Raw genomic sequence first — 20,755 nt, 5'->3', positions numbered from 1 at the left:
GGAACAGCCGCTATGACAAACCCATCCCCGACCGTTTCCATGGCGGACAAAGTTGCCCTGATCGACAGCCTCTGCGCCAAGGCGCGGATCCTGCCGGTCATTACCATTGCCCGCGAGCAGGACATCCTGCCGCTGGCCGATGCCCTCGCGGCCGGTGGCCTGACCGCCCTGGAAGTGACCCTGCGCTCGCAGTTCGGCCTCAAGGCCATCCAGGTGCTGCGTGAGCAGCGTCCGGAGCTGGTGACCGGTGCCGGCACCGTGCTGGATCGGCACATGCTGGCCGCGGCCGAAGCTGCGGGTTCGCAGTTCATCGTCACGCCAGGCATCACCCGTGACCTGCTCGAAGCCAGCGTCGCCAGCCCGATTCCACTGTTGCCAGGCATCAGCAATGCCTCGGGCATCATGGAAGGCTACGGCCTGGGCTATCGCCGCTTCAAGCTGTTCCCGGCGGAAGTCAGCGGCGGCGTCGCGGCCATCAAGGCCCTGGGCGGCCCGTTCGGCGAAGTGAAATTCTGCCCGACCGGCGGCGTGGGTCCGTCCAACATCCAGAGCTACATGGCATTGAAGAACGTCATGTGCGTGGGCGGTAGCTGGATGCTTGATCCGGAGTGGATCAAGAACGGCGACTGGGCCCGCATTCAGGAATGCACCGCCGAGGCCTTGGCGCTGCTGGACTGATCAGCTTCACCCCAACACTTCGTTGTGTGCTTTACGGCTTTACGGTGCGCTTGGTCGGTGCACCGTTTTTTTTGCCCGCAAAAAAACCTTTGTAGGAGCGAGCTTGCTCGCGAAAACCTGTGAACAACGCGGGGCATCAGGCAACCCGCGTTATCGTTAACGTCCATCGCGAGCAAGCCCGCTCCCACAGTAATCTCAGCGCAACTCAGTCAACGCCGAAGTCAACACCATCATATCCGCCGCCGTAGTCGTCAGCCCCGGCGTGATACGAATACACGGCCCACACGCCGCCCCGCTGCGCACCACGGTGAACAGGTTGTAGTCCTTGAGCAGGCGCTCGACCATCGGCTGTTGATCGGCATGTGCAGTAAAACGCATCGACGTGATGCCGCAATACAACCGTGGGTCATCCGGCGTCATCACTTCGATGCCCGGCAGCTCCCGTGCCGGTCTCACCCACAGGTTGCGCAAGTAGTTGAGCCGCGCACCCTTGGCGGCGGCACCGCCCATCGCATGATGCTCCTCGATGACCAGCGGCAGGGTGAGCAAGGCCGGAATGTTGGGCGTGCTATACGGCGTGCGGGCGCGGATGTCGGTGGCCGGGAAATGCATCTCGCCCATGTCCGGGTCGATGTCGGCCAGGCGCTCGGGGGCGATATGGACGAAGCCCAGGGTCAGCGGCGCACCGATCCACTTGTGCAGGTTGTAGGCGGCGAAGTCGATGCCCAGCTCAGCGAGGTCGAACTCGAACTGGCCCAGCGCATGGGCGCCGTCGAGAATCACGTCGATGCCATGTTCTTTGGCGGCGGCGGCAATCGCCTGGACCGGCATCACCAGGCCTGTGCGGTGGGTGACGTGGGTCAGGGCCATCAGCTTGAGTCGCGGATAACGCGCGAAGGCTTCGCGATAAGTGCCCAGCAGGCTGTCGAAACTGGCGGGATGCCGGTGTTCGATCTCGACCACTTCAACACCGCGGTGGCGCGCCAGCCAGCGCATGGCGCCCTTGACAGTGTCGTACTCCAGATCGCTGAACAGTACCTGGTCGCCTGGTTGAAGAAGGTTGTAGTTGCGGATCAATGATTGCAAACCGTCCGTCGCGTTGCGGGTGAGGGCGACGCTTTCTGCGGCAACGCCAATCAACCCGGCTACCTGCGCGCTGATCTTCTGGCTCTCGCCCTGTTCGAAACGCTGGCGCACATAGACCGAGTTGCTGCGGTTGATCAGTTCGATGTTGCGCTGATATTCCTCGACCACCGTGCGCGACATACGGCCGAAGTAACCGTTTTCCAGGTTGATCGGGCCGGGTTGCACAGCGTAGCGGTCGGCAAAGGTTTTCCAGAATGCTTCATCACGGGCGCGGCGGGTGTTATCGGGCATGGGGTTACTCGGTTCAATGACGGGGTGCGGGTTTGCCATGTTTGGCGCGCAAGGGTTCGAGCAACTCGGACAGACCGTTGTGATCGATTTCCTGCATCAGGGCCAGCAGCCCGCCCAATTCGCCGTGGGGAAAACCTTCCCGGGCGAACCAGTTGAGGTAGGGGCCTGGCAGGTCGGCGATGATGCGGCCCTTGTATTTGCCGAAGGGCATTTGCCGGGTAATCAATAGTTCGAGCTTTTCAGGGTTCATCAATCGGCCGTCTTGAATCAATCAGTCTGGAAAATACAGGCATTCTGCATGCAGGCCAAATGACAGATCATGCAAATAAAACGGATACAGATTTTCGGATAAATTATAAGTAATTGAAAAATAACGAATTACCAATCAATTCCGGGCTGGCATGACCAGTGCAATAGCTATTGCATCTTTCATCAACCCGCGAGGAATTGAAAATGACCGACATGAATAAAGAAGCGATTTCTGTACTCAACGACCTGATCGAAACCTGCAAGGACGGTCAGGAAGGGTTCAAGACTTGCGCTGAAGACATCAAACAACCTGAACTCAAAACCCTGTTCGTGCAACGTTCTGCCGATTGCGCAAGCGCTGCCGCTGAACTGCAGAGCCTCGTACGCTCGATGGGTGGCGATCCGGAAACTTCCACCAGTGTCAGCGGTGATCTGCACCGTCGCTGGGTCGACGTGAAGTCGATGTTCACCGGCAAGGACGAAGAGGCTGTATTGAATGAAGCCGAGCGTGGTGAAGACCATGCGAAGAAGGCTTACAAGGAAGCCATCGAAAAAATCAACAAGGACAACCTGGTAAGCATTCGTGATGTCGTTGAGCGTCAGTACCATGGCGTACAGCGCAATCACGATCAGGTGAAAGCCCTGCGTAACCAGGCTCGCGCACGCTCGTAAGCGTTCGTTAGCTGTCAAAAACGCCAGCCAGCCTGGCGTTTTTTTGTGCCCTGTGAATAACACCGCAAAAACCCTTGTAGGAGCTGCCGAAGGCTGCGATCTTTTGGCGGCTTTGAACCCGCTGAAGAGCAAGATCAAAAGATCGCAGCCTTCGGCAGCTCCTACAGAATCCGCGTTTTATGAGAGGTCGTGGGAGAAGCCGTCTATCGTTAAATCGTCCTCTCGAGAGTCCATTTAGTGCCTATCACCCTGCAGGCTTTGTTCGCGCCTGACCTGCGCGCCGTGCAATTCGCGATCAAGACCCTGATCGGCGGGGGCGTGGCGCTGTGGCTCGCGTTGCGCTGGGGCCTGGAGCAACCGGCCTGGGCGTTGATGACGGCCTTCATCGTGGCCCAGCCGTTGTCCGGGATGGTCCTGCAAAAAGGCCTGGCGCGACTGTTGGGGACATTGGTCGGGACGATCATGTCGGTGGTGTTCATGGGCGTCTTTGCCCAGACTCCCTGGCTGTTCCTGCTGGCCCTGGCGTTGTGGCTCGGGCTGTGTACCGCCAGTTCAACACTGCTGCGCAGCGCCTGGTCCTATTCATTCGTGCTGGCCGGTTACACGGTGGCGATCATTGCCTTGCCGGCCATCAACCATCCGTTGACGGTGTTCGATCAGGCCGTGGCGCGTTGCACGGAAATCAGCCTGGGGATTATCTGCGCCACGGTCAGCAGTGCCTTGATCTGGCCGCTGCGGGTGGAACGGCAATTGGCCGACCAGGCCCGGGCCGCCTGGCAAAGCGGGATCAATGCCGCGCGGGCGACCCTGGCTGGCGATGGCCAGGCGCGCAAAGGCCTGCTGGAAATCCTCGGAAGAATCGTCGCGGTGGACGCCCAGCGCGAACACGCCTGGTTCGAAGGCGGCCAGGGACGCCAACGTGCGCGGGCCATCAGCGGTTTGAGCCAGAAGCTGTTGATGCTGTTGCGCATTGCCCGTTCGGTGCGCCGGCAGTGGAAGCAGTTGGAACCGCAGGAGTCCGAGCAGTTGTTGCAGTGGATGAACGAGGTCCAGGAGGCGCTGGGCAGTGCCGATGCCGCGATCCTGCAAGCCTTGCGCCCGCGTTTGCTCGATGCTTCCCATGACCCGCACATCAGTTCTGCGCAGAGTTATTGCCTGGTCCGTTTCACTTTGTTGATGGACACCGCCATGGCGGCGAACGCGGCGTTGAAAGCGGTGGAGGAGGGCCGTGACGCAGTGGTTCCGCCGAGAACCCTGACACCGCACCGCGACCTGTCGTTAGCCCTGGTCTTCGGCGCCCGCAGCGCCCTGGCCTTCCTGGTGGTGTCGTGCTTCTGGCTGGCAACCGCCTGGCCCGCCGCGGCTGGTGCACTGGTGTTGACCTGTGTGGTCTGCAGCCTGTTCGCCAGCCGCGAGAACGGCGCGCAGATCGGCATGAGTTTCATGCGCGGTATTTTCCTGGCCATTCCAGCGGCGTTTGTCGTCGGGCAGATCTTGCTGCCGCAATGGAGCAGTTTCGCCATGCTCTGCCTGGGCATGGGCGTGCCGCTGTTTTTCGGCGCGCTGGGCATGGCCAAGCCGCAGATCGGCGCCACGGCCACTTCGTTCTGCCTGCATTTCATTGTGCTGGTGGCCCCGCTGAACCAGATGCAGTTCGGCGTCGCGACCTTCTTCAACAGTGCCCAGGCCATGGTGATCGGCGTCGGTGCGGCGGTGCTGGCGTTCCATTTGCTGATCCTGCGCAACCCGACCTGGCATGGCCGACGTTTGCTGGTGGCAACCCTGGACGACCTGGTGCGCCTGACCCGGCGCAACCTGGCCGGTGCCGAAAGCTGGTTCGGCGGGCGCATGGCCGACCGTTTGCTGCAACTGGCGCGGCACTATCCGGAACTGCCGGAACCGGCGCGCAGTCGCTGGGACGACGGCCTGCTCGGCCTGGACATCGGCGACGAATTGCTGCACCTGCGCTTGAGCCTGGCGGTGGCGCAGGTACCGGTCACGGCGCCGCAGCGGCGTTATCTCGACGACCTGGAAAATGTCCTGCGCCAGGGCCCTGCCGGCAGTCGCGCCGAGGCCTTGGCCGAACCCAGCGAAGCGTTGCTGCAAACCCTGTACGCCTTGCCTCCCAGCGATGCGCTGAAGCTGGCCCAGGGCGCGGTGCTGCAATTGCAAAACAGCTGGCGCGCCTGGTGCCGCCAGCAGGAGGAAATTCATGGGCTTGCGTGAGTGGTCGGTGGGCGGCGTGCTGCTCAGCCCATTCCTGATTTACCTGGTGCTGGCACTGCTGGTCACCGGCGCCTTGCGCCTGTTATTGCGCCTGACCCCGGTGAGCCGCTGGATCTGGCATGAAGCATTATTCGATTGCGCCTTGTACGTCTGTGTATTGACCGTGATCACCGTCGTCCTCGGACCTTTATAAGGAGTTGAACATGCGTACCCCCGTACGTGTAGCCGTCACCCTGTGCCTGGTGGCCGTGGCGATTTTTGCCGGCGTCCATCTGTGGCAGTACTACATGCTGACCCCCTGGACCCGGGACGCGCGCATCCGTGCCGATGTGGTGGTGATTTCCCCGGATGTGTCGGGCTGGGTGCGTGAGCTCAAGGTCCACGACAACCAGGAAGTAAAGGCCGGCGATCTGTTGCTGAGCATCGACCGCGATCGTTTCGAGGCAGCGCTGGAGAAGGCCCAGGCGGTGGTGCAGACCCGCCAGCAGCAACTCAATCTGCGCGAGCGCGAAGCCAGCCGACGCGCCAGTCTCGGGCCGCAGGCGATCAGTGCCGAGCTGCGGGAAAATGCGCAGATCAACGCCGGCATCGCCCGGGGCGAATTGCGCGAAGCCCAGGCCGAAGCCAAGGCCGCACAAATCAATCTCGACCGCAGCCAGATCCACGCCCCGCGCAACGGCCACATCACCAACCTGCGCCTGGCCCAGGGCAACTATGTGAACGCCGGGCAGTCAGTCATGGCCTTGATCGACGACTCGACCTTCTATGTGCAGGCGTATTTCGAAGAAACCAAGCTGCCGCGGATTCGCGTCGGCGACCCGGTGAAAGTCTGGCTGATGAGCGCCGGGGATGCCTTGCAGGGGACGGTGGAAAGCATCAGCCGGGGGATTACCGACCGCAATACCACGCCGGATGGGCAGTTGCTGGCGGAAGTCGAGCCGACGTTCAACTGGGTGCGGCTGGCGCAACGGATTCCGGTGCGGATCAAGCTGGACAAGTTGCCGGAAGGGCTCAACCTGAGTGCGGGGATGACGGCGAGCGTGCAGGTGCAGGAGCCTTGAAAAATCAAAAGATCGCAGCCTTGTAGGAGCTGTCGAGTGAAACGAGGCTGCGATCTTTTAACGTAATCAACCGATACTGATCGCCGGCAACTCGGTCAAAGTCACCGACTGTTGCTTGCGCGGCGCCAGGATCTCCGCCTCGCCATCCACCACCAGCTCGTCGCGCTGGTTGAAAACGCGAGTGGCAATGCGCACACGAAACTTCGGCAGTTTCTCGAGAATTTCCAGGCGCACGGTCAGGGTGTCGCCAATCTTCACCGGCTTCTGGAAGCTCATCTGCTGGCCGATGTAGATGGTGCCCGGCCCAGGCAGCTCGCAGGCGACCGCGGCACTGATCAGCGCACCGCTGAACATGCCGTGGGCGATACGTTCCTTGAACATGGTGGTCGCGGCGTATTCGGCGTCCAGGTGCACCGGGTTGTGGTCGCCGGACATGGCGGCGAACAGCTGGATGTCGCGCTCTTCAACGGTTTTGCTGAAGCTGGCGGTCTGGCCGATTTCGAGGGCTTCGTAAGGGGTGTTGGTAACCTGGGTCATGTGTCTGGATTCCTGTGACGAATTAAAAAATTCACAAAAAACTATTCGGTTCGGTGTGGTCGCGGATTGCTCAACGCCTGGTTGATCCAGGCCAACACGTCGGTCGTCACTTCATCGCGGTTGATGTCGTTGAACAGTTCGTGCCGTGCCTGCGGGTAAACGGTCAGTTGCAGGCTCTGGCTGCCAGCCTCGCGCAGCGCGTTGGCCAGATCATTCAGACGCTTGCCCTCACTCACCGGATCACATTCGCCGCCGATCACCAGCAGCGGCAGGCCCGGATCGATCTGGGCGAGATTGGACGCTTTGCTGATTTGCTGCAAGCCGCCGAGTAAATCGATCCACAGTTGGTTGGTGCAGCGAAAGCCGCACAGCGGATCGCTGGCGTACAGGTCGACCTCGACCGGGTCACGGCTGAGCCAGTCGAAGCGGGTGCGCGCCGGTTTGAATTTCTTGTTGAACGAGCCGAACGACAGCCATTCGATCAGGGCGCTGCGGCCCTTGGGGCCCTGGCGCAGACGTTCGATACGCGCGATCTGGCGGGCCGCCCGATAAAGGGCCACGGGCTGGAAGTTCGAACCGCTGAGAATGGCCCCGTGCAGGCTGGCGCTGTGATGCAGCAGATAGGCCTGGGCGATGTAGCTGCCCATGCTGTGCCCCAGCAACACAATCGGGGTCCCGGGGTGCTGCTGGCCGAGGTGCTGGTTGAGGCACGCCAGGTCGCCCACCACCTTGGCCCAGCCATCGCTGTCGGCGAAGTGTCCGAGCGTCCCGTTTTCGGCAGTTTTGCCATGTCCACGCAGGTCCGGCGCGTAGACGCCGTAGCCCTGTTCGCAGAGTTTTTCCGCCAGGCGCCCGTAGCGACCGCTGTGTTCTGCCATGCCGTGGGCCAGCAGGATCACGGCCCTGGGGCTGCCAGCAGGTAGCCACTGGTTGACGAAGAGGCGGCTGCGGTCACTGGCGGTCAGCCAGAACGTGTCGTGGATCATGGCGATTCCTTTCCATGCATGGGCGCGGGGTGGTTGCATTGTATAGCGCATAACGGCGCTGGCATCAGCCCACGCCACGGCGGGAAGATTCACACGGTCTATGACGCCCTTGCCCATATTTGCCTGATTCGCCATAGCTGCTAGTGTCCGTGAAGCTCCGCGTTCTGTATTTGAGAAATGACAGATCAGCGGCCCCGGATCGGTTCAGGTAAAGAGGACAAGAACAATGCAACCTGATTTCTGGAATGACAAACGCCCGGCCGGCGTACCCCTGGACATTGATGTCGCTGAATACAAGTCGGTCATCGAGGTGTTCGAGCGTTCCTGCAAGAAGTTCGCAGATCGCCCGGCCTTCACCAACATGGGCGTCACCCTGACCTACGCCGAGCTGGAACGCTACAGCGCCGCGTTCGCCGGTTACCTGCAAGCCCATACCGACCTGGTGCCGGGGGATCGCATCGCGGTGCAGATGCCCAACGTCCTGCAATACCCCATCGCCGTGTTCGGCGCCTTGCGCGCCGGGCTGATCGTGGTCAACACCAACCCGCTGTACACCGCGCGGGAGATGCGTCACCAGTTCAAGGATTCCGGCGCCCGGGCACTGGTGTACCTGAACATGTTCGGGCAGAAAGTTCAGGAAGTGCTGCCCGACACCGACATCCAGTACCTGATCGAAGCGAAGATGGGCGACCTGATGCCGGCCGCCAAGGGCTGGCTGGTCAACACGCTGGTGAGCAAGGTGAAGAAAATGGTCCCGGCCTATTCCTTGCCCCAGGCGATTTCCTTCAAGAGTGCGTTGCGCATGGGCCGCGGCCTGGGCATCAAGGGGTTGAAGGCAGGCCTCAACGACATCGCCGTGCTGCAATACACCGGCGGCACCACCGGCCTGGCCAAGGGCGCGATGCTGACCCACGGCAACCTGGTGGCCAACATGCAGCAGGCCCGGGCCTGTCTCGGCCAGTTCGCGGCCGACGGCCGGCCGCTGCTGCGCGAAGGCCAGGAGGTAATGATCGCGCCGCTGCCGCTGTACCACATCTATGCGTTCACGGCCAATTGCATGTGCATGATGGTGACCGGCAATCACAACGTGCTGATCACCAATCCCCGGGACATCGGCGCTTTCATCAAGGAGCTGAAGAACTGGCGGTTCTCGGCATTACTGGGGCTCAACACGCTGTTCGTCGCGCTGATGGACCACCCGGACTTCAAGACCCTGGACTTCTCCAGCCTCAAGCTCACCAACTCCGGCGGCACCGCGCTGGTCAAGGCCACGGCCGAGCGCTGGGAGCAACTGACCGGTTGCCGCATCACCGAAGGCTACGGCCTGACCGAAACTTCGCCGGTGGCCTGCACCAACCCCTATGGCGACCAGTCGCGCATCGGCACGGTCGGCCTGCCGGTGCCGGGCACCACGCTGAAGGTGATCAACGACGAAGGCGTCGAGCAGCCATTGGGCGAGCGTGGCGAGCTGTGCATCAAGGGCCCGCAGATCATGAAGGGCTACTGGCAGAAACCCGAGGCGACCAACGAAGTGCTGGATAGCGAGGGCTGGTTCAAATCCGGCGACATCGCGGTGATCGACCCGGACGGCTTCGTGCGCATCGTCGATCGCAAGAAGGACATGATCATCGTCTCGGGTTTCAACGTGTACCCGAACGAAATCGAAGACGTGGTCATGGCTCACCCGAAAGTCGCCAACTGCGCGGTGATTGGTGTGCCGGACGAGCGTTCGGGCGAGGCGGTGAAGTTGTTCGTGGTGGCGCGTGAGGCGGGGGTCAGCCTTGAGGAGTTGAAGGCTTACTGCAAGGAAAACTTCACGGCGTACAAGGTGCCCAAGCACATCGTCCTGCGTGAGTCGTTGCCGATGACACCGGTGGGCAAGATTCTGCGGCGGGAGTTGCGGGATATCGCGTAACAGGTTGTAGAGCGGGGCGCTCTCCAAAGATCGCAGCCTTCGGCAGCTCCTACAGGAATCACATTCCCCTGTAGGAGCTGCCGAAGGCTGCGATCTTTTGTTTTGAGCCCCCGATTTTCGGGGGTTTCAAGGCAATATAGGTTTTTTGCTCTAAAATGACCGCTTGTCATTCTTGAGTCACAATTGTGACTGTAGAGGCCGCTTTTGGCTCTAGGCGACCCTTGGCAAAGCTGCTACTCTCGGCGCGTTTTGTGCTTCTCGGCGTGTATGAAAGCCCAGATTCACCAATAACCAAACACCAATAATAATCGCATCAAATGCGGTGCTGAATTCGCGTTGCTGAGGAGTGGGCTTCCATGATCGAAGACTTTTGGAAGGATAAGTACCCAGCTGGAATTGCTGCCGACATCAATCCAGACGAGTACCCGAATATTCAGGCAGTGTTGAAGCAATCCTGCCAACGCTTCGCCAACAAACCGGCATTCAGCAACCTGGGCAGGACTATCACCTACGGTGAGCTGTACGAATTGTCCGGTGCCTTTGCCGCGTACCTGCAACAGCATACCGATTTGCAGCCGGGCGATCGAATCGCCGTGCAGCTGCCGAACGTGCTGCAGTACCCGGTTGCCGTCTTCGGTGCCATCCGCGCCGGGCTGATCGTGGTCAATACCAACCCGCTGTACACCGCGCGGGAAATGGAACACCAGTTCAATGACTCCGGTGCCAAAGCCCTGGTTTGCCTGGCCAACATGGCGCACCTGGCTGAAACCGTGGTGCCGAAAACCGGGGTCAAGCACGTCATCGTCACGGAAGTGGCGGACCTGTTGCCACCGCTCAAGCGTCTGCTGATCAACAGCGTGATCAAGTACGTGAAGAAGATGGTGCCGGCCTATCACTTGCCAAAAGCGGTGAAGTTCAACGACGTGTTGAGCAAGGGCCATGGCCAACCCGTGACTGAAGCCAACCCGGCCAGCAGCGATGTCGCAGTGCTGCAATACACCGGCGGCACCACTGGCGTGGCCAAGGGCGCTATGCTGACCCACCGCAACCTGGTGGCGAACATGCTGCAGTGCAAGGCACTGATGGGCTCCAACCTCAATGAAGGTTGTGAGATCCTGATCACGCCGCTGCCGCTGTACCACATCTATGCGTTCACCTTTCATTGCATGGCGATGATGCTGATCGGCAACCACAACATCCTGATCAGCAACCCGCGCGACCTGCCGGCGATGGTCAAGGAACTGTCGAAGTGGAAGTTCAGCGGTTTCGTCGGCCTCAACACCCTGTTCGTGGCCCTGTGCAACAACGAAGGCTTCCGCAAGCTGGATTTCTCGGCGTTGAAAGTCACCCTGTCCGGCGGCATGGCCCTGCAACTGGCCGCGGCGGAGCGCTGGAAAGCGGTCACCGGTTGCGCCATCTGCGAAGGTTACGGCATGACCGAAACCAGCCCGGTGGCCACGGTCAACCCGATCCAGAAGATCCAGATCGGCACCATTGGCATTCCGGTGCCGTCGACCCTGTGCAAAATCGTCGACGATGCTGGTGTCGAACAGCCAATGGGCGAAATCGGCGAACTCTGTGTGAAAGGGCCGCAGGTGATGAAGGGCTACTGGCAGCGCCAGGAAGCCACCGATGAAATCCTCGACAGCGAAGGCTGGTTGAAGACCGGTGACATCGCGCTGATCCAGCCTGACGGCTACATGCGCATTGTCGATCGCAAGAAAGACATGATCCTGGTTTCCGGATTCAACGTGTACCCGAACGAACTGGAAGACGTGCTGGCGACCCTGCCGGGCGTTCTGCAATGCGCGGCCATCGGCGTGCCGGACGAGAAGTCGGGGGAAGCGATCAAGATTTTCATCGTCGCCAAACCGGGCGTGACCCTGACCAAGGAACAGGTGATGGAGCACATGCGCGCCAATGTCACCGGCTACAAGGTTCCGCGCTCCGTGGAGTTCCGCGATGCGCTGCCAACCACCAACGTCGGCAAGATCCTGCGTCGTGAGTTGCGCGATGAAGAGTTGAAGAAGATCAAGGCGAAGAACGCCGCGTAAAACAAAAAGCCCCGCAGATGCGGGGCTTTTTGTTGAATATCAAAAGATCGCAGCCTTCGGCAGCTCCTACAGGGCTGCGGTCTTTTCGATTATTGGCGGAACGGCGCGAAATTGACGTTGGTGCCCGCCGGGCGCATGTCCTGCAGGAAGGAATCCTTGTCGGCGCTCAGTTCCAGGCTCAATGCCGCCTTGCGCTTGCCTTCGTTGCGCACCACCAGGCCTTCGAGCTTCTCGCGCAGGAACACGGTCGGCACTTTCAGGTGCAACAGTTGATCGGTGTCCGGGGTGTGCATCAGCAGGTGAATCCACTCGTACTGACCAACGGCCAGGCGCGTCACCGGGATATCGAACCACCAGATGTTGCGGTTGCGGTTCAGTTCGGTGAAATGGCAGTTGTTGACGCCAAGCACAGCACCGCCCAGTTCCAGGTTTCTGCGGGCAATGGCCTGCTTTTTATCGATTTTCATAACATTCCTACAAAATTGGATCTTCAGCGCCAGGGCCTGAATACGTTGCGCATTCTCGGGGGTTGGCCGGTAAACATAAAGCCCAACCTGCCCGGATCGATGAAATGTCGCGGTAAAAATAAATGAAACTCCGTGCAAACGCCTCCGGTCAACCTTCTGTAACCACTTTATTCATCAATATTGTTCGGGAGAAACACCATGAGCAGCACAGGCGATAAAGTAAAAGGCATGGCCAACGAAGCAGCCGGCAACGTCAAGCAAGGCGTTGGCAAGGCCACCGGCAACGACAAGATGCGCGCCGAAGGCGTAGTGCAGGAAAAGAAAGGCGAAGCTCAACAAGCGGTGGGCAAAGCCAAGGACGCTGTCAAAAAAGGCGTCGACAAGGCCTGATTCGGCCTTTGATTAGCGACAGCGACGGCCATCCACGGATGGCCGTTTTTATGTCAGCCTGAACTTGAGCAGGGAAATTGTTTCAAAGTCGCCAGGTAATCTACTTTTGATGTAGAAAACAGCCCCTGAGTCGCCATGACTTCAACCCATCCTGATTGCGGCGAATGGAGACGCTAATGATTTTTCCGGACATGAAAGGTCTGCCCATGCACCGTGTGATGATGCGCACGGTCACTGAATTCGTCGACGACGAAATGTCGACCTATGCCTCGGCGCTGGCGTATCAGATGCTGTTTTCGCTGTTCCCCTTCATTCTGTTCCTGATCGCCCTGATCGGTTTCCTGCACCTGCCGGACTTCTTTTCATGGCTGCGCCTGCAATCGGAACTGGTGTTGCCGCCCCAGGCGCTGGAGCAGGTCAACCCGGTGATCGACCAGCTCCAGCAATCCAAGGGTGGCCTGCTGTCGGTGGGTATCGTGATTGCCCTGTGGACCGCGTCGGCCGGCGTGCGGCTGATGATGAGCGCGATGAACGCCGCCTACGATGTGGTCGAAGGCCGTCCGGCGTGGAAGCGTTTTCCCTTGTCGATCATCTACACCGTCGGCATCGCCGGGATGTTGCTGATCGCCGCTGCGCTGATGGTGCTCGGCCCGCAAGTGATGGGCTGGATCGCGGCGCAAGTCGGTCTCGAGTACTTCATCGTTACCCTCTGGACCATTGCACGCTGGCCGGTGATCGTGATCCTGCTGATGGTCGCCGTGGCGCTGATCTATTACGTCATGCCTGACGTCAAGCAGGAGTTTCGTTTCATCACGCCCGGCTCGGTCCTGGCGGTGGTGGTGTGGATCATCGCGTCGCTGGGCTTCGGTCTGTACGTCAAGGAGTTCGCCAACTACAACGCCATGTATGGCAGTATCGGCGCGATCATTGTGCTGTTGCTGTACTTCTACATCTCCGCCGCGGTGTTGCTGCTGGGCGCGGAGATGAATGCGGTGATCGAGCACATGTCGCGAGAGGGCAAGGACCCTGGCGAAAAGGTCCCCGGCGAGCATGGCCCCGTGCATGAGGAAAAACAGCACGTATCGGGACTGGGCCGCGATCACTCACAACCGAAACCGACCATAGACGAAACCTGACCATGATTCGTGAAATTCTGAAGATGGGCGATGAGCGCCTGTTGCGCATTGCCCCGCCGGTGCCGGCCGAGATGTTCGACAGCCCCGAGTTGTGGCAACTGATCGACGACATGTTCCAGACCATGGAAAGCGTTGGCGGGGTCGGCCTGGCCGCGCCTCAGATCGGCGTCGACCTGCAACTGGTGATCTTCGGCTTCGAGCACAGCGAACGGTACCCGGACGCCGAAGCGGTGCCGCAGACCATCCTGATCAATCCGCTGATCACGCCGCTGAGCCCGACTTTGGAAGAAGGTTTCGAAGGTTGCCTGTCGGTGCCTGGGCTGCGCGGTGCGGTGGATCGCTATCAACATATCCGCTACGAAGGCTTCGACCCCAAGGGTGAGCCGATCGTGCGCATCGCTTCGGGCTTTCATGCGCGGGTGGTGCAGCATGAGTGCGATCACCTGATCGGTCGATTGTACCCGTCGCGAATCAGCGATTTCAGCAAGTTCGGGTTTACCGAGGTGATGTTCCCGGATCTGGATCCCAACGCAGACGACTGATCCGTTACCGCGCAAGGCCCATGGCAATCATCGGCTTGTTGCGCGCGTATCGACTCAGGCGCTCGACCAGGGCGTAAGGCATCGGCGGATCGAAGACGAAGCCACGACGCTGATAGAACTCCCGCAAGTCCGGATGACAGAACAGCCATACCGGGCTTTCAACCTGGCTGACCGCGACACCGATCAGTGCAGCGGCGACACCCTGCCCGCGACAGGCCGGATCGACAAACAGCCCGGTCAGCCAAAACCCGCCGGACACCGGCCGCAAACACAGCGCACCGACGATCCCGTCGCGCCGCGCCACCCACAATTGTGCGTCGCGAACCGCCTTCATCGACGATTGGTGGGCGCGATAAAACTTGTTCATCAATGGCCATAACGGCTCGTCGAGCCGGGTGTACAGGGTATCGGGCATGGTCTGGGACTGTCGGTGCACAAAGCCTGCGATTATAAAAGAACACGCCGGCGGCGATAGGTGTATACCTGATCTCACATCCCCAGTCAGTGGAGTACGCATCATGTCCAAAGGTATGGATTCGAAGAAAGCAGCGAAGAAAAAACCGCTGAAATCGGCGATCGAAAAGCGCACGGAAAAGAAAGCCAAGAAGGTGGGCGTGTTCGGTCATTGATCTGGTGCTGATGACCGCTCCCATGCAAGATGGGAGCGGTACAGCCAATGACCCGAGGGAGAAAGGCCGGCATGGAGCTCAAGACAAACGCGGCGCTGATCATCATCGACCAACAGAAAGGCATCCTGCAGCCGAAACTCGGTCGCCGGAACAATCCCCACGCCGAAGAACGCATGCTGGAACTGCTGGCCCACTGGCGCCACAGCGCCAGGCCGGTGATCCACGTGCAGCATTTGTCCAGGTCAGAGGATTCAGTATTCTGGCCCGAGCAATCCGGGGTGGAATTTCAGTCGCGGTTTCAGCCAGCGGCAGGCGAACGACACATTCAAAAACAGGTGCCGGATGCGTTTTGTTCCACGGGGCTGGAGGCGTTTTTGCGTAAGGCGGGGATCGAGCAATTGGTCATCGTCGGCGTAGCGACTCACAACTCGGTGGAGTCCACCGCGCGCACCGCAGGCAATCTGGGGTTTGACACCTGGGTCGCGGAGGATGCCTGCTTTACCTTCGACAAGGCCGACTTTTTCGGCAATGCCCACAGCGCTGAAGAGGTCCATGCGATGTCGCTGGGCAACTTGCATGGCGAGTACGCCACGGTCGTCAGCACCGCACACATTCTGGATAAAGCTCTGTAGGAGCCGCATCGCAGCTCCTACCGATCAGTCAATCAGGCGCCGTGGCACTTCTTGAACTTCTTGCCGTTGCCGCATGGGCAAGGATCGTTGCGGCCAACGTCTTTCAAGGCGTTGCGCACCGGTTCCTGGTGGGCGTGGCCGCAGTTCGGGCCGTGGACATGGCCATGGTCGTGATCATGCTGGTGGTGGTCATGATCGTGGTTGCAGTCTGGGCCATGGACATGGGGTTGCTGGGTCATCGGGGTTACTCCGGAATTAGATCGGCGGGGATTATCACGCCATTACGCGTGAGGTGCACGTAGTGGGCGATGAATAAACCGGTTTCCATCTCACCTTCCAGACGATAGGGAACGGCCTGCTCGGGGTTTTTCAGCTGTTTGACCAGGTCCTTGACCTTGGGCCACAGGTTGGTGCGGATCGGCACCTTGTAGAAACGGCTGCTCCTGGGGTTCACGGTGACCCAGTGCTCATGCTCGCCTTCGGCCAGCAGGATGTCGCCCAAGTGGATGCGATACTCCAGGCCACGCACGGTCAACTCGCTGTCATTGCGGTTGTCGATGCGAAAATGCAGGACGAACCGTTGCTCCATCAGCTTGGCCCGCACGACTTCGACCCTGACCAGATGGACCTCGGGGTCCGGCTCGTCGGAGCTGAACCAGGATGCACAACCGCCGAGCCCCAGACAAAGAGCCAGCGTGAGCAGAAAGCGTTCGAGTCTCTGGGTGATCATGGTCGTTGTTCTCCCTTGAACCCTGTAGGAGCTGGCTTGCCAGCGAAGGCGGAGTGGCTGGCACACCGTGTCGTATGCATCGCCAGCAAGCCGGCTCCTACAGACCGCGTCGCCTGCATCGCCAGCAAGCCGGCTCCTGCAGATCGGGTCGATCTCCTGACCTTGTATCAGCTACCGAAATACCCCGAACAGCACTTCTTGAACTTGTGCCCGCTGGCGCAAGGGCAGGCGTCGTTGCGTCCGATGTCCAGTTGCACGGTTGGGTCGATGAAGTACCAGCGGCCGGCATTCTGTACAAACGACGAGCGTTCACGGTGGCTGTGTTCGCCGCTGCCGTCGTGCCAGCGCGCGGTGAACGTGACGAAGGCATGCTCCGGCTGGCCGCCGAGCACTTCGGAGCTTTCGACTTCAAGGCCCAGCCAGGTGCTCTGGGCGCTCCAGTCGGTGATCGATTGACGGTCGAGTCCGGCCTGCTGGGCGGGCAGGGTGGTCGCCACCAGATAATCGATCAGGCCCAGCACGTAGGCGCTATAACGCGAGCGCATCAGGGCTTCGGCGCAGGGTGCCGGATGTCCGGCATGGTAATGGCCGCAGCAGGCGTCGAGCAGGGTGCCGCTGCCGCAGGGGCAAATGGATGTACTCATGACTTCCGGAGCCTTGCTAACAGTTACATTTGTTTTATCTTCCATAAATCAGTCACTTACCTAAATTAACTTTTTTTCACCTATTTCAAGCGCGTGTAGCAAATGAGCGACCGCCATCTGCCTTATTGCAGCTCCGCGACAAGCCTCATCGAGCATTCTTCAAAGGTGAAGGTTAGTCTATGAAGGTCATGCTATACGGAATCGACGATGGCATGACATTCAAACTCAATTGTCTTAAAACCTTTACCACAGCCACCCAGCGGGGAAAAACGGCTTGCCTGCTGGTATAAGTCGAAAAACGAGGGCGGGGGCACTACAAATTTTCTCACACCCCATCGCCGATTGAGTGCAGCCAAGCGTTAGTGGTGGTTAGCCAAGGGTGAACCACCAGCGCTTTACGGTTAGCCAATGTCAGCGCAAATGATTGCTGCAGAAATGGGGCCATACTCTATATGGTCTAGAATTATTGACCTAAAGTGTTAGAATACGAGCTAAGGTCTAGGAAAGTAGACGTTATGCAAATGCGCGCTCAAACCGATCAAGTCCTCGCCGTCACGGTAGGGGAACGAATTCAAACTCTTCGGTTGAAAAAGAACATTAGCCTGGAAGCATTGGCCGAAAATGCCGCAATCAGCCGTCAGACATTGCATCTTCTACTTAGTCAGGGCAAGGGCACTTTGATCAATCTGATCGCCGTTTTAAGGGCTATCGGCGAACTGGAGCGGTTGAGTTCATTGCTTGAAGAGGTGCGGCCCAGCCCGCTACAGATTCTGCGCATGGAGGGCAAAAAGCGCCAGCGCGCAACTGGACGACGTGTGGCATTAGACGAGGCCGAGATTGCTCGCTCAAGCGAAAATAAAAGGGTTGATTGGTGAGTCTGCTACGCGACTACCACCGTCAATGACAAATGCTGTCTGGCACTTATCTTTCGCAATCTTGGTATTCGATGCTGCGGGCAACAACTTGGTGAAGCAATGCAAGCAGCTATTCAAAATCTTAACGTCGGCGCCCAAATTGATCGCAAGAATGTTTTTGATCTGGTCTTCACTCGCTAGACCAGCTGGAACTAGTCGACTATGGGCAGCTTTTTCCCTTCAAAACCGGCCAGCCGCTGCCGAATCAATCTGGCCGCTTGAGCTATCGACGAGGGTATATGCCTGGCCTGTGGAGTCAGCCGAGTGCCCGCTTGGGGTCGAATCTTGTCTGTCGTGAAGAGCGGCAACCGACCCACAGCTGACTGTGGCGACAGGCAGAGATCGGCCATAAGCGGTCGGTGGTGACCGCCTGCAGTTGCCCGGTGACGGACATTTCTGCAGAAACCTTCCTGACGTCTACGCTGAGAAAACGAGCAAATCGTTAGAGCGAATCTGACTGGATCGGACGGTTATAACAGCGCTCTCCGCGAAATGTATGAAAGTCTGGCAATTTGCGCAGCGCTCCAAGAAAATACTCTTTATCGAAAAAGTATGTAGCGTTTTTCGTTAGCCTCCATTCGAGGCGCCTAGAAAGTCAGGGTGATTCAATATGCGTGATACGACTTCTCAGATCAAACCTTCAGCGATTTTGAAGGCGGACCGCTACTGGGCCCAGTTTTTTGAAGCCGGAGTTATCAGCTTGGCTGAAGCAGAAAGGCGAGCCCAAGGATCACTTCGCTTAAAAGAGGCATACTCCTCCGATCCTTGGTATGCCAAGAAGGCTGCGCGCGACCCTTCCTTTTGGAGCAGACTCTACGCGACTCGCGTTAATTCGTAGACCCCGGCCATCTCATGTTTTTCTGCTACCAGGCATCGGATTAGAACAATACGCGTTGCAACCATTGGACAGCAGAGAACGGCCAATTTCTGCCATTCGCGACAGACAGCAACTGGCCGCGCGCTGCATCCCCACACCGTCAGCTTTTTGGCCAGCGTTATTAGAGACCTCTGGATCCTCCCACTCCTAAAGAGCAGTTGTGGCCTCCGATCAAACGCACCCGCAAAGCGGTCTTTGACGATCTATGCTTGGATGATCCATAACTGCCGAGTGCTCTCATATGCACGATGATACTCAAGTTATCTATAGAACCACGGTGATTGGTCGCTGCGGACGTGACTTTTCCGAAAAGCCGCGGAAGTTCAATCACATTGAGTGCATGAAATGCGAAAACATGTCCATACCAAGAGCACTCCCAGGGCTGCGCGCCCTTGGAAGCGAAGTCAAAAGAACTGACCAATCCTGATTGAACATTCCGGCTGATTATTGCCTGTCGCGAAGGGCAGCACAGGGTCGATTTATGCCTTTGCAGGCAGCTATGCGGCTGATAGCCACCACCAGCCATTGCGACCGATCCACCCTTGTCTTCCCTTAACGTGGAGGACGAGCCATGAACACTGTTGCTAGATACCGCCATCAGCCTTGGAACAAGGGAAAGCTTGTCGGTCAGAAAGCCCCGCTCCGCGTCAGAGATATCTGGGCTATCCGAATAAGACTTCAGCTTGCTGAGAAGACGCGTGATTTGGCGCTCTTCAATCTGGCCATCGATAGCAAGCTGCGTGCCTGTGACTTAACTAAATTGCGGGTCCGAGACATTGCCCATGGGGAGCATGTGTCGTCACGGGCCATCGTGATGCAGCAGAAAACTCAACACCCAGTGCAATTTGAAATCACTGAACAGACCCGAACGGTTCTGGAAGCGTGGATGCGCCAGGCGCGTCTCCGCAGTGAGGATTTCTTGTTTCCGAGCCGCTTGCACGCTTCTGAGCATTTATCCACCAGGCAATACGCTCGAATAGTCAAAGCGTGGGTGACAACCATCGGCCTTGACCCAACCATGTATGGCACTCACACGCTACGGAGAACCAAGGCTTCGTTGATTTATCGCAGGACGAAGAACTTGAGAGCGGTCCAACTCCTGCTTGGTCATACAAAGCTTGAAAGCACTGTCAGGTACTTGGGAATCGAAGTCGATGATGCCTTGGAAATGGCGGAGCAGACGGAGGTGTGACCATTCACAGCGACGGTCGTGCCAGACCGTCGCTATCCGTCCCTCTATCAGTCAATTGTGTCTAAAAGTCAGGGGGCCATTCAAATTAGAGAGCAGTCCTGGACCTCACTGAGTGATCTAACACTGGCGTACCCTCATAATGGAATCTGTGATGGCTTGAGCATTTGTGTCCAGCGTTTCCATTGCCGATATCGCATTAGCGGCGACACTGCCGACCCCATTTTCTGACAGCCACTTGGTTATTTCTTCTATCGCTGCACATATGGCGTGCTGATTGTGGAGGAGCAATGTCAGAGCGTCCGCTGTGGCGATTTTGCAATTTGAGTTATCGGGCATGACGGTCGTCCTTGAGTAATGATGCCGGAAGCCTAGCTCATCTCGCCGTTGCCTTTCCCAGATCTACCCAGCTATTTTGGATTCGATCTGACGCTCCTTTGGACCGAATTTGACCTGTACGTCCCTAGGATATGACCGGCAGAGGTCGACCCTAAGCGGCCGGTGGGGACAGACAGAAACCGGCCATAAGCAGGCATTCTTACAACGTCCGCATTTTTCCTGTTTGCCTGGGTGGGAGGGGGAATGGTGTAGTTCATCATCATTCCTGCCAGACGGCTCATCCTTTGTTTTGTGCGTGTCAATTATTTATCCGCACTCAGTCCGTTTGGATTGGTTTCAAGGTTAGGACTTCTCAACGAGTAAGGCCTTGAAGGCCGGTATATAATCGTCTCCCTGCAGACTCTTCGATTCTAGCGTAATCATTACTGGGAAATCGTCAAATGCGAGGAAGAAGTACTCGTTGTCTATTAGCACCTCCCAAATACGCACATCAGCTCCGTCAGACTTGCTG

Annotated in this window: 24 protein-coding genes; 13 read left to right on the top strand and 11 right to left on the bottom strand. The window is 58.6% G+C overall.

Features of this window, described 5'->3' with window-relative positions:
- Window positions 1-12: 12 nt before the first annotated feature.
- The gene (locus tag SOP85_RS15245; protein WP_323627383.1) at window positions 13-678 is read left to right on the top strand and encodes a bifunctional 4-hydroxy-2-oxoglutarate aldolase/2-dehydro-3-deoxy-phosphogluconate aldolase; all 666 of its coding nucleotides are present in this window, start codon (window positions 13-15) and stop codon (window positions 676-678) included.
- Between the two features lie 195 nt (window positions 679-873).
- Here SOP85_RS15245 and SOP85_RS15240 read toward each other — a convergent pair whose 3' ends face one another.
- Both SOP85_RS15240 and SOP85_RS15235 read right to left on the bottom strand, forming a co-directional pair.
- Complete coding sequence (locus SOP85_RS15240) at window positions 874-2,055, bottom strand: aminotransferase class V-fold PLP-dependent enzyme (protein WP_274073389.1); 1,182 nt, start codon at window positions 2,053-2,055, stop codon at window positions 874-876.
- Between the two features lie 13 nt (window positions 2,056-2,068).
- The gene (locus SOP85_RS15235) at window positions 2,069-2,305 is read right to left on the bottom strand and encodes a DUF3820 family protein (protein ID WP_008056784.1); all 237 of its coding nucleotides are present in this window, start codon (window positions 2,303-2,305) and stop codon (window positions 2,069-2,071) included.
- Window positions 2,306-2,508: 203 nt separating this feature from the next.
- Between SOP85_RS15235 and SOP85_RS15230 the strand changes: the two genes are divergently transcribed.
- The 4 genes from SOP85_RS15230 (at window position 2,509) to SOP85_RS15215 (ending at window position 6,263) form a co-directional block, all read left to right on the top strand.
- The gene (locus SOP85_RS15230; RefSeq protein ID WP_323627382.1) at window positions 2,509-2,976 is read left to right on the top strand and encodes a PA2169 family four-helix-bundle protein; all 468 of its coding nucleotides are present in this window, start codon (window positions 2,509-2,511) and stop codon (window positions 2,974-2,976) included.
- A 237-nt stretch (window positions 2,977-3,213) separates the two neighbouring features.
- Window positions 3,214-5,202 carry an FUSC family protein gene (locus tag SOP85_RS15225; RefSeq protein WP_274073391.1) on the top strand — a complete coding sequence of 663 codons (1,989 nt, stop codon included), beginning with the start codon at window positions 3,214-3,216 and terminating at the stop codon, window positions 5,200-5,202.
- Window positions 5,189-5,395, top strand: coding sequence for a DUF1656 domain-containing protein (locus tag SOP85_RS15220; protein WP_046816627.1), 207 nt, complete (start codon window positions 5,189-5,191; stop codon window positions 5,393-5,395). Before SOP85_RS15225 ends, SOP85_RS15220 begins: the two co-directional genes overlap by 14 nt.
- 10 nt (window positions 5,396-5,405) lie before the next feature.
- Window positions 5,406-6,263, top strand: coding sequence for an efflux RND transporter periplasmic adaptor subunit (locus SOP85_RS15215; RefSeq protein ID WP_274073392.1), 858 nt, complete (start codon window positions 5,406-5,408; stop codon window positions 6,261-6,263).
- Window positions 6,264-6,329: 66 nt separating this feature from the next.
- Here the strand turns inward: SOP85_RS15215 and SOP85_RS15210 are convergent, their stop codons facing one another.
- Together SOP85_RS15210 and SOP85_RS15205 are read right to left on the bottom strand one after the other, a co-directional pair.
- Entirely contained in the window at window positions 6,330-6,800 is a 471-nt protein-coding gene (locus tag SOP85_RS15210; RefSeq protein WP_274073393.1) for a MaoC family dehydratase, read from the bottom strand.
- Window positions 6,801-6,841: 41 nt separating this feature from the next.
- Complete coding sequence (locus SOP85_RS15205) at window positions 6,842-7,786, bottom strand: alpha/beta hydrolase (RefSeq protein WP_274073394.1); 945 nt, start codon at window positions 7,784-7,786, stop codon at window positions 6,842-6,844.
- Between the two features lie 226 nt (window positions 7,787-8,012).
- Here SOP85_RS15205 and fadD2 point away from each other — a divergent pair, with 226 nt between their 5' ends.
- Both fadD2 and fadD1 read left to right on the top strand, forming a co-directional pair.
- The gene (gene fadD2, locus SOP85_RS15200; RefSeq protein ID WP_323607235.1) at window positions 8,013-9,701 is read left to right on the top strand and encodes a long-chain-fatty-acid--CoA ligase FadD2; all 1,689 of its coding nucleotides are present in this window, start codon (window positions 8,013-8,015) and stop codon (window positions 9,699-9,701) included.
- A gap of 356 nt (window positions 9,702-10,057) precedes the next feature.
- Window positions 10,058-11,755 (top strand): long-chain-fatty-acid--CoA ligase FadD1, encoded by a 1,698-nt coding sequence (gene fadD1, locus SOP85_RS15195; protein ID WP_274073396.1) that lies wholly within the window; start codon window positions 10,058-10,060, stop codon window positions 11,753-11,755.
- A gap of 89 nt (window positions 11,756-11,844) precedes the next feature.
- Here fadD1 and SOP85_RS15190 read toward each other — a convergent pair whose 3' ends face one another.
- Window positions 11,845-12,222, bottom strand: coding sequence for a hypothetical protein (locus tag SOP85_RS15190; RefSeq protein WP_274073397.1), 378 nt, complete (start codon window positions 12,220-12,222; stop codon window positions 11,845-11,847).
- Window positions 12,223-12,420: 198 nt separating this feature from the next.
- On the opposite strand from SOP85_RS15190, the gene SOP85_RS15185 reads away from it, so the two are divergent.
- The 3 genes from SOP85_RS15185 (at window position 12,421) to def (ending at window position 14,290) form a co-directional block, all read left to right on the top strand.
- Window positions 12,421-12,612, top strand: coding sequence for a CsbD family protein (locus SOP85_RS15185; RefSeq protein WP_020798093.1), 192 nt, complete (start codon window positions 12,421-12,423; stop codon window positions 12,610-12,612).
- Window positions 12,613-12,788: 176 nt separating this feature from the next.
- Complete coding sequence (locus SOP85_RS15180; RefSeq protein ID WP_274073398.1) at window positions 12,789-13,748, top strand: YihY/virulence factor BrkB family protein; 960 nt, start codon at window positions 12,789-12,791, stop codon at window positions 13,746-13,748.
- A gap of 2 nt (window positions 13,749-13,750) precedes the next feature.
- Complete coding sequence (def, locus tag SOP85_RS15175; RefSeq protein ID WP_130210077.1) at window positions 13,751-14,290, top strand: peptide deformylase; 540 nt, start codon at window positions 13,751-13,753, stop codon at window positions 14,288-14,290.
- A 4-nt stretch (window positions 14,291-14,294) separates the two neighbouring features.
- On the opposite strand, the gene SOP85_RS15170 is transcribed toward def, so the two are convergent.
- The gene (locus SOP85_RS15170; RefSeq protein WP_274073399.1) at window positions 14,295-14,705 is read right to left on the bottom strand and encodes a GNAT family N-acetyltransferase; all 411 of its coding nucleotides are present in this window, start codon (window positions 14,703-14,705) and stop codon (window positions 14,295-14,297) included.
- A gap of 285 nt (window positions 14,706-14,990) precedes the next feature.
- Between SOP85_RS15170 and SOP85_RS15165 the strand changes: the two genes are divergently transcribed.
- Window positions 14,991-15,551, top strand: coding sequence for a cysteine hydrolase family protein (locus SOP85_RS15165; protein ID WP_323627381.1), 561 nt, complete (start codon window positions 14,991-14,993; stop codon window positions 15,549-15,551).
- Window positions 15,552-15,583: 32 nt separating this feature from the next.
- Here SOP85_RS15165 and SOP85_RS15160 read toward each other — a convergent pair whose 3' ends face one another.
- From SOP85_RS15160 to SOP85_RS15150, 3 genes are all read right to left on the bottom strand, one after another.
- A complete protein-coding gene (locus SOP85_RS15160) occupies window positions 15,584-15,790 on the bottom strand; it encodes an SEC-C metal-binding domain-containing protein (protein ID WP_008056806.1) in 207 nt (68 codons plus the stop codon).
- Between the two features lie 5 nt (window positions 15,791-15,795).
- The gene (locus SOP85_RS15155; RefSeq protein ID WP_274073401.1) at window positions 15,796-16,281 is read right to left on the bottom strand and encodes an LEA type 2 family protein; all 486 of its coding nucleotides are present in this window, start codon (window positions 16,279-16,281) and stop codon (window positions 15,796-15,798) included.
- 167 nt (window positions 16,282-16,448) lie between these two features.
- Complete coding sequence (locus SOP85_RS15150) at window positions 16,449-16,925, bottom strand: YchJ family protein (protein WP_046816639.1); 477 nt, start codon at window positions 16,923-16,925, stop codon at window positions 16,449-16,451.
- Window positions 16,926-17,440: 515 nt separating this feature from the next.
- Between SOP85_RS15150 and SOP85_RS15145 the strand changes: the two genes are divergently transcribed.
- Window positions 17,441-17,800: an XRE family transcriptional regulator gene (locus tag SOP85_RS15145; protein ID WP_166618471.1), complete on the top strand. Its 360-nt coding sequence runs from the start codon at window positions 17,441-17,443 to the stop codon at window positions 17,798-17,800.
- 1,487 nt (window positions 17,801-19,287) lie between these two features.
- On the top strand, window positions 19,288-19,908 hold the full coding sequence (locus SOP85_RS15140; RefSeq protein WP_103404537.1) for a tyrosine-type recombinase/integrase: 621 nt from the start codon (window positions 19,288-19,290) through the stop codon (window positions 19,906-19,908).
- Between the two features lie 117 nt (window positions 19,909-20,025).
- Here the strand turns inward: SOP85_RS15140 and SOP85_RS15135 are convergent, their stop codons facing one another.
- Together SOP85_RS15135 and SOP85_RS15130 are read right to left on the bottom strand one after the other, a co-directional pair.
- Window positions 20,026-20,244 (bottom strand): hypothetical protein, encoded by a 219-nt coding sequence (locus tag SOP85_RS15135; protein ID WP_323627380.1) that lies wholly within the window; start codon window positions 20,242-20,244, stop codon window positions 20,026-20,028.
- A gap of 342 nt (window positions 20,245-20,586) precedes the next feature.
- Window positions 20,587-20,755: DUF3630 family protein (locus SOP85_RS15130; RefSeq protein ID WP_323627436.1), on the bottom strand; the 169-nt coding region annotated here is incomplete at its 5' end.

The sequence above is a fragment of the Pseudomonas sp. YuFO20 genome (assembly GCF_035064975.1).
GTDB classification, from domain to species: domain Bacteria; phylum Pseudomonadota; class Gammaproteobacteria; order Pseudomonadales; family Pseudomonadaceae; genus Aquipseudomonas; species Aquipseudomonas putida_AE.
Note: the sequence above shows the minus strand (reverse complement) of the source record. Positions and strands in the feature narration are given on the sequence as shown.